General features: G+C 63.5%; 6 protein-coding genes. 5 read left to right on the top strand and 1 reads right to left on the bottom strand.

Annotated elements, in window-relative coordinates; all coding sequences use genetic code 11:
- Nucleotides 1-558, top strand: a 558-nt coding sequence (locus PMN64_RS10685; protein WP_411780651.1) for a glutathione S-transferase family protein, incomplete at its 5' end; no start/stop codon positions are given.
- Between the two features lie 139 nt (nt 559-697).
- Here PMN64_RS10685 and PMN64_RS10680 read toward each other — a convergent pair.
- The gene (locus tag PMN64_RS10680; protein WP_411780650.1) at nt 698-1,594 is read right to left on the bottom strand and encodes a LysR family transcriptional regulator; all 897 of its coding nucleotides are present in this window, start codon (nt 1,592-1,594) and stop codon (nt 698-700) included.
- A 318-nt stretch (nt 1,595-1,912) separates the two neighbouring features.
- On the opposite strand from PMN64_RS10680, the gene PMN64_RS10675 reads away from it, so the two are divergent.
- The 4 genes from PMN64_RS10675 to PMN64_RS10660 all read left to right on the top strand — a co-directional run bounded on the left by PMN64_RS10675 (nt 1,913) and on the right by PMN64_RS10660 (nt 5,880).
- Nucleotides 1,913-2,680, top strand: coding sequence for an SDR family oxidoreductase (locus PMN64_RS10675; RefSeq protein ID WP_411780649.1), 768 nt, complete (start codon nt 1,913-1,915; stop codon nt 2,678-2,680).
- Nucleotides 2,681-2,825: 145 nt separating this feature from the next.
- Complete coding sequence (locus tag PMN64_RS10670) at nt 2,826-3,713, top strand: SDR family NAD(P)-dependent oxidoreductase (RefSeq protein WP_411780648.1); 888 nt, start codon at nt 2,826-2,828, stop codon at nt 3,711-3,713.
- Between the two features lie 367 nt (nt 3,714-4,080).
- Nucleotides 4,081-4,890 carry a phosphotransferase gene (locus PMN64_RS10665; protein ID WP_411780647.1) on the top strand — a complete coding sequence of 270 codons (810 nt, stop codon included), beginning with the start codon at nt 4,081-4,083 and terminating at the stop codon, nt 4,888-4,890.
- A gap of 177 nt (nt 4,891-5,067) precedes the next feature.
- Nucleotides 5,068-5,880, top strand: coding sequence for an aminoglycoside phosphotransferase family protein (locus PMN64_RS10660; protein ID WP_411780646.1), 813 nt, complete (start codon nt 5,068-5,070; stop codon nt 5,878-5,880).
- Nucleotides 5,881-6,000: the final 120 nt, after the last annotated feature.

Raw genomic sequence — 6,000 nt, 5'->3', positions numbered from 1 at the left:
GAGCTGCTCGCCGCGGGGGGGGTTGCTCGCGTTTCCCCCGCTAAAACCCCCGCCGGCTTCATTCCCGCATTGCAGGACGGCGAGACGATCATGGTCGAATCGATCGCGATTCTTGAGTACCTGCTCGCCCGCCACGGCTCAGGTTCGCTTGCCGTCGCCCCGGACGATCCCGCCTTCGCTTCCTATCTGCAATTTCTCCACTTGGGCGAGGCCGGGCTCGCCGGGCCGATGAACGCCGTCATTGTCGGTCGCCAACTGGCGCCCGCAGCCGAGCGAGATGCCCGGGTCACTTGCTGGGCTATCGAGACCTTCGAGAGCCGGCTGGGGTTGGTTATCCGCCGTCTCGCGGATTGCCTCTATCTCGCCGGCGACCGATTCACGGCTGCCGATATCTCGGTGAGCTACGCCCTCCTGCTCGGCATGCGAACCGGCAACTACGTCCCCGGTCCTACCGAGCGGGACTATCTCGCCCGCACGACGGCACGCCTTGCCTACGGCCGAGCGATGGAAAGCTGCAAGGCCACCAAGGCTTGGGCGGCGAGGTCACCGGGATTGTAGGGCTCGCTTCATCGGAGCGGCCAGGCGACTGGGGTAGTACTCATTAAGCGGCCGGCGCCTGATGTCCGCTTGACTGTAACAGCGGCGGAAAAGCGGACAATTCCCGAGATCGCCGAAGGGCCACAAGCAGAAGTACCGCCTACTTCCCTCGATACCGAAGAGCTTCAACCAGCAGCGAGAATGCCGGTGAAGGCTGACGACGGCTAGGGTAGTACAGGTGGTATCCGGAAAATGGAGGACACCAATCCGACAGCACCCGAACCAGTCGTCCGTCGGAGATGTAGGGCTGCACGTTACGCTCCATCAGGTATGCGAGGCCAAAGCCGTTCAACGCCGCTTGCAAGAGCGGTCCTGCGCCATTGAAGACGAGCTGGCCGTCGACCCGCACGTTGAGCGCACGCCCGTCCTTCTCGAATTCCCAAGCGTAGAGCCCGCCATGGGTCGGCAGGCGCAGGTTCAGGCAGTTGTGGCTGGTCAGGTCCTGGGGCGTGCGCGGCCTCTTTCGGTTGGCAAAATATGACGGAGCGCCGACGACCGCGGACCGCAAATCCGGTCCGACTCGAACGGCAATCATGTCTTTCGCGACGAGTTCGCCGGGCCGGATGCCGGCGTCGTATCGCTGCGCGACGATGTTCGCTAGGCCATAGTCGACAATGACTTCCACGGTGATGTCCGGGTAATTCGGCAGGATCTTCGCCAGGGCGGGCAGCAGGATCGCTTCGGCGGCGTGTTCGGTCGCGGTGATCCGGATGTTGCCGGCCGGCTTCTCCCGCAGCTCGCCAAGGGCCGACAGCTCGGCGTCCATTTCCTCAAATTTCGGCCCGATGCTTCGGAGCAGGCGCTCTCCCGCCGGGGTCGGCGCAACGCTTCGCGTGGTGCGGTTGAGCAGCCTCACCCCGAGCCGCTCCTCCAGGCCGCGGACGGTCTGGCTGAGACCGGATTGCGAAATGCCGAGCTTGGCTCCCGCGCCTGTGAAGCTGCGTTCCCTCGCGACCGCCAGAAATGCGAGGAGGTCGCCTGCGTTCTCGCGGTCCATTCATAAGCTCCACTAATGATTACAATCAGTTTCTATCACCTAATCTTTAGCGCGCGAAACACCTAGGTTCAGCCTGGTCGGTGGTACCCGTGGCGGCAAGGAATGCCTTCCATGGCACTCGTAACGAGAGCGGGTCGCGGCGCGTTCGGTGTCCGGCCGACGAACAATCGCGGCGCAGAGGCGCTGAACCTGCACTCTTTCACAGCGGAACAGTCGAGCAGGAGCCTTGATCTCAAATGCGCCGAAACGAATCCCGGGACCCGCGAAGTGACCACCGAACGGATCGATTTGATCCTGCAACACGAAGTGAGGAGTTAAATGAACCCCGTCTATGACTTCAAAGGACAGGTGGCCCTGGTCACCGGTGCCGCCAAGGGCATGGGACTGGCAACGGCGCGGATGTTCACCGAGAACGGCGCCTCCGTCGTTCTGGCCGACCTGGACGGCGATCTCGCCGCGAAGGAGGCGGAGCGGATCGTCCGAGAGGGCGGCACCGCAATTGGCTTGGCCTGCGACGTCGCCGACGAGGCGCAGGTGGCGGCGATGGTCGACCGCGCGGTCGCGGAGTACGGACGGCTCGACATGGCATTCAACAACGCCGGCATCCAGGTGCCGCCATCGGACGCCGCCGAGGAGCCGATCGAGCATTTCGAGCGCGTCACCGCGGTAAACCAGCGGGGGGTCTGGGCCTGCATGAAGCATCAGTTGCGCGTGATGCGCGATCAAGGGAGCGGCGCGATCGTCAATTGCTCTTCTTTGGGCGGCCTCGTCGGCCTCCCGCAACGCGCAGCTTATCACGGCACCAAACACGCCGTGCTTGGAATGACCAAGAGCGCGGGTGTCGAATATGCCCCGCGCGGCATCCGCATCAATGCGGTCTGCCCCGGCGTTATCGATACGCCGATGGTCGCCGACATGCTCAAAGGCCAGGCCGACGCGATGGCCGAAATCATGAAGCTGCAGCCAATCGGCCGCCTTGGCCGGGCCGAGGAGGTTGCGGCAGCCGTGTTGTGGCTATGTAGTCCGGCCGCGAGTTTCGTCATCGGCGTAGGGCTGCCGGTCGATGGAGGCTTCACCACGCACTGAGGATCATATCAACGGCTATGCTGATCTTAAGGCATTTTACACGGAGTGCCCGTTGGGTCGTTAGATTGAAAAATCGAAAATTCCGCTCCAGCAACGGTTTTGCGTCGGCGAGTTGATCGCCGAAATTCGTGAAGGGGAGTGAGGGATGAGCGAACTGACACCAAGGGCTGCCGTTGAAACAGACCAGCGGCCGCGAGACTGGATGAAGCGATCACAGATTGAAGGGCTCGCTGCATTGATTGTCGGCGGCGGGAGCGGCATGGGTGCAGCATGCGCGCGGACCTTCGCAGCCAACGATGGGCTGGTGATCGTGGCCGATCTCAACCTGGAGAACGCGGAGCGGGTCGCGTCGGAAATCCGCGAAAGCGGAGGCAAGGCTGTCGCGCAACGTTTGGACGTGTCCAAGCGAGCGGATATCGATACAGCAGTGCAAAAAGCAATGGCTACCTATGGTCGACTCGACGTGCTGATCAACTCAGCGACATGGAGCGCCAACTGTATGCTCGAGAATGTGGACATGCGCGACTGGGAGACAGCGTTCCGGACCAATGTCCACGGGCCGTTACTACTCGCTCGAGCCTGCTTACCGCATTTTCGGAAGAGTCCCGCACCAGCAATCGTTTTCGTCGGATCGTTGGCTGGCATTGTGGGCTACGCCCGAAAGTCGGCTTATAGCACTACCAAAGGCGCCCTTATCGCCATGAGCCGTCAACTGGCGTTGGAATGGGCAGTGGACAATATTAGGGTGAACGTTCTCATCCCAGGCACGATTGATTCGCCACTGTTCAGAAAAATGGTGCGTCCTGAAATCCTCACCACCTTCGAACGAGCGACCCCAATGGGGCGTCTCGGCTTGGCTAGTGAAATGGCGGACCTCGCGATCTTCCTGGCATCGCCTGCCGCCTCTTTCATCACCGGTCAGACGATCAATTGCTGCGGCGGCTTCTCCATCAACACATTTGTAGTGCCGGCAGGCATGACAGAGACGCTTATTGAAGCCCGGCAACGTGAACGCAACCGACGATCAGGCTAAATGCAAGGGGACCTGCCTGGGGAATGTCTGCTAAGGATCAACTCGACCAAACTCAAAATGAGCAAGCGTAGCCCGGATGAGCGAAGCGACATCCGGGGCCGACACGCAGGCCGCAAGATCATCCCGCATATCGCTTCGCTCATGCGGGCTACTTGCTGGCGCCTGATGTCCGCTTGCCCCCAACAGCGGCGGAAAAGCGGACATCTCCCGAGATCGCCGAAGGGCCGCAACCGGACTTGGCACCATTTAGCGGAGTGCACGAGGTCTCTGCAGGTTGAGACGCGATCACCGTGTCCGGCGGCCCCGCGACGGGAGGGGTTCCTTTTTGCTCGTCGCCGGTGTTTCCTCTGCACGGCGGAGAACGGGCATGCGGGGATCGCTGGGAGAGAAGATCGGCCAAGGCGTCTTCGCTGATGTCCACGCCTGGGCGCCCGGTCAGGTCGTCAAGTTGTCCAAGCCAGGTATCCCGCAGTGGGTCGTCCAGCACGAGACGCAAATGACCCGCGCGGTCTTCGCCGCCGGCGGCCCAGCGCCGGAGGTGCTCGGCGAAGTCACCCTGGACGGCCGCTTTGGCATCGTGATGCCGCGGTTCGATGGGCCGACCCTGACGCAGGCTACGCGCACCGGCGCCATCACGCGTGAACAAGCGGGCGCAATCCTTGCGACGCTCTGCCTTGCCGTTCACAAGACGCGACCGCCGCCGGACGCACTCTCGCTGCGCGAGGCGATGGACGCCAGATTGCGGTTCGGCGGCAGCGTGCTTCCGGAGCGCATCACCACCGGCGTCCTCGCGCTGATCGCGCACCTCGCGCCCGATGACGTGCTGTGCCATTCCGATCTTCACCCCGGCAACGTGATCATGACGGCGCAGGGTCCGAGACTGATCGACTGGCTCGGCGCGACTCGTGCGCCCGCCGCCTACGAGCTTGCACAGTGCCATGTCCTGATTGCCGAGCTTGACCCGGAACACGCCGACGATCCGGAGCGGGCCACGGTCAATTCGGTTCTGCAGGCGGAGTATGCGCGGCTGGCCGGGATAGCTCCTGCGGCGCTAACGGCGGCGATGCAGCCCTATTTGCCGATCGTCCGCGTCTTCCTCCTGCTCGGCGGAGCCATGCCTGACATGCGGGAGCGGCTGATCCAGCGCGTCGAGGCGGCCCTGCGCTCGGCGGGGTGATTAGTCTCGGTCATCACGTCTACGCCAAGGCCACGCCGGGCCAACATACGCGCTCGGCCGCCGAAGCTTCAGCGAAGGCGGCATGCCCGGCCATAGCCGTTCGAAGAACGGCGTCGCTTCGCACCGCCTATGACGAGTGCCCATAGGGTGAGGGTCACAGCAACACGGGGGCTAAAGATGCAGGGATCGCTGGGGGAAAAGATCGGTGAAGGCGCCTATTCCGAAGCCTACGCCTGGGCGCCGGGGCAAGTCGTCAAACTGTTCAAGCCCGGCTTGCCGCGGCGGATGCCCTGGTTCGAGGTGCGCATGATCCGCGCCGTCCACGCCGTCGGCGCGCCGGTGCCGGAGGTGTTCGGCGAGGTGACCCTGGACGGGCGGTTCGGCATTGTGCTGCAGCGCCTCGACGGACCGACCCTGCTGCAGCTAACGCGAACCGGCGCGGTGACGTTCGAACAGGCCGGCGCGATCATCGCGGCTCTTGCCATGTCCATTCACAAGACGCCCCTGCCGCCGGAGGTCCTCTCCATGCGCGAGTATATGGAGGCTCAGTTGGGGCGCGACGACGGCAAGCTCCCGAAGCACATCGCCACTGAAATCCTCGCGCTGATCGATCACTTGCCGCCGGGCGACGGGCTTTGCCATACCGACCTGAGCCCCGGTAACGTGATCATGACGGCGGAAGGCCCAAAGCTGGTCGACTGGGTCAGCGCGATGTGCGGGCCCGCTGTCCTCGAGCTTGGGTTCTTGCGCGTGATCCTGTCCGAGCTCGGACCGGAAGTCGCGGACAATCCGGAGCGGCCGCGCGCGACCAATGCGGCGGCGCAATCCGAATATGCTCGGCTGGCCGGCATGTCTCTCGCGGAGCTAACGGCGGCAATGGAGCCGTATTTGCCCATCGTCCGCACCTTCGCCGTTCTCGGCAACGCGGCGCCTTCGCTGCGGGAGCGGCTGATCCAGCGCATCGAAGCGGCTCTGCGCTCGGAAGACTGAATTGTTCTGGTCGCGCGCGCGAGCGCTACGAACTCTCCGAAGAGGAATGGACTGCCATCACGCCGATGTTGCCAAGCAAGCCGCGGCGTACCACGGGTGAATGGTCGTCGCGTCCTCCGA

Origin of the sequence: Bradyrhizobium sp. UFLA01-814, assembly GCF_046718885.1 — a bacterium.
Lineage (GTDB): Bacteria > Pseudomonadota > Alphaproteobacteria > Rhizobiales > Xanthobacteraceae > Bradyrhizobium > Bradyrhizobium elkanii.
Note: the sequence above shows the minus strand (reverse complement) of the source record. Positions and strands in the feature narration are given on the sequence as shown.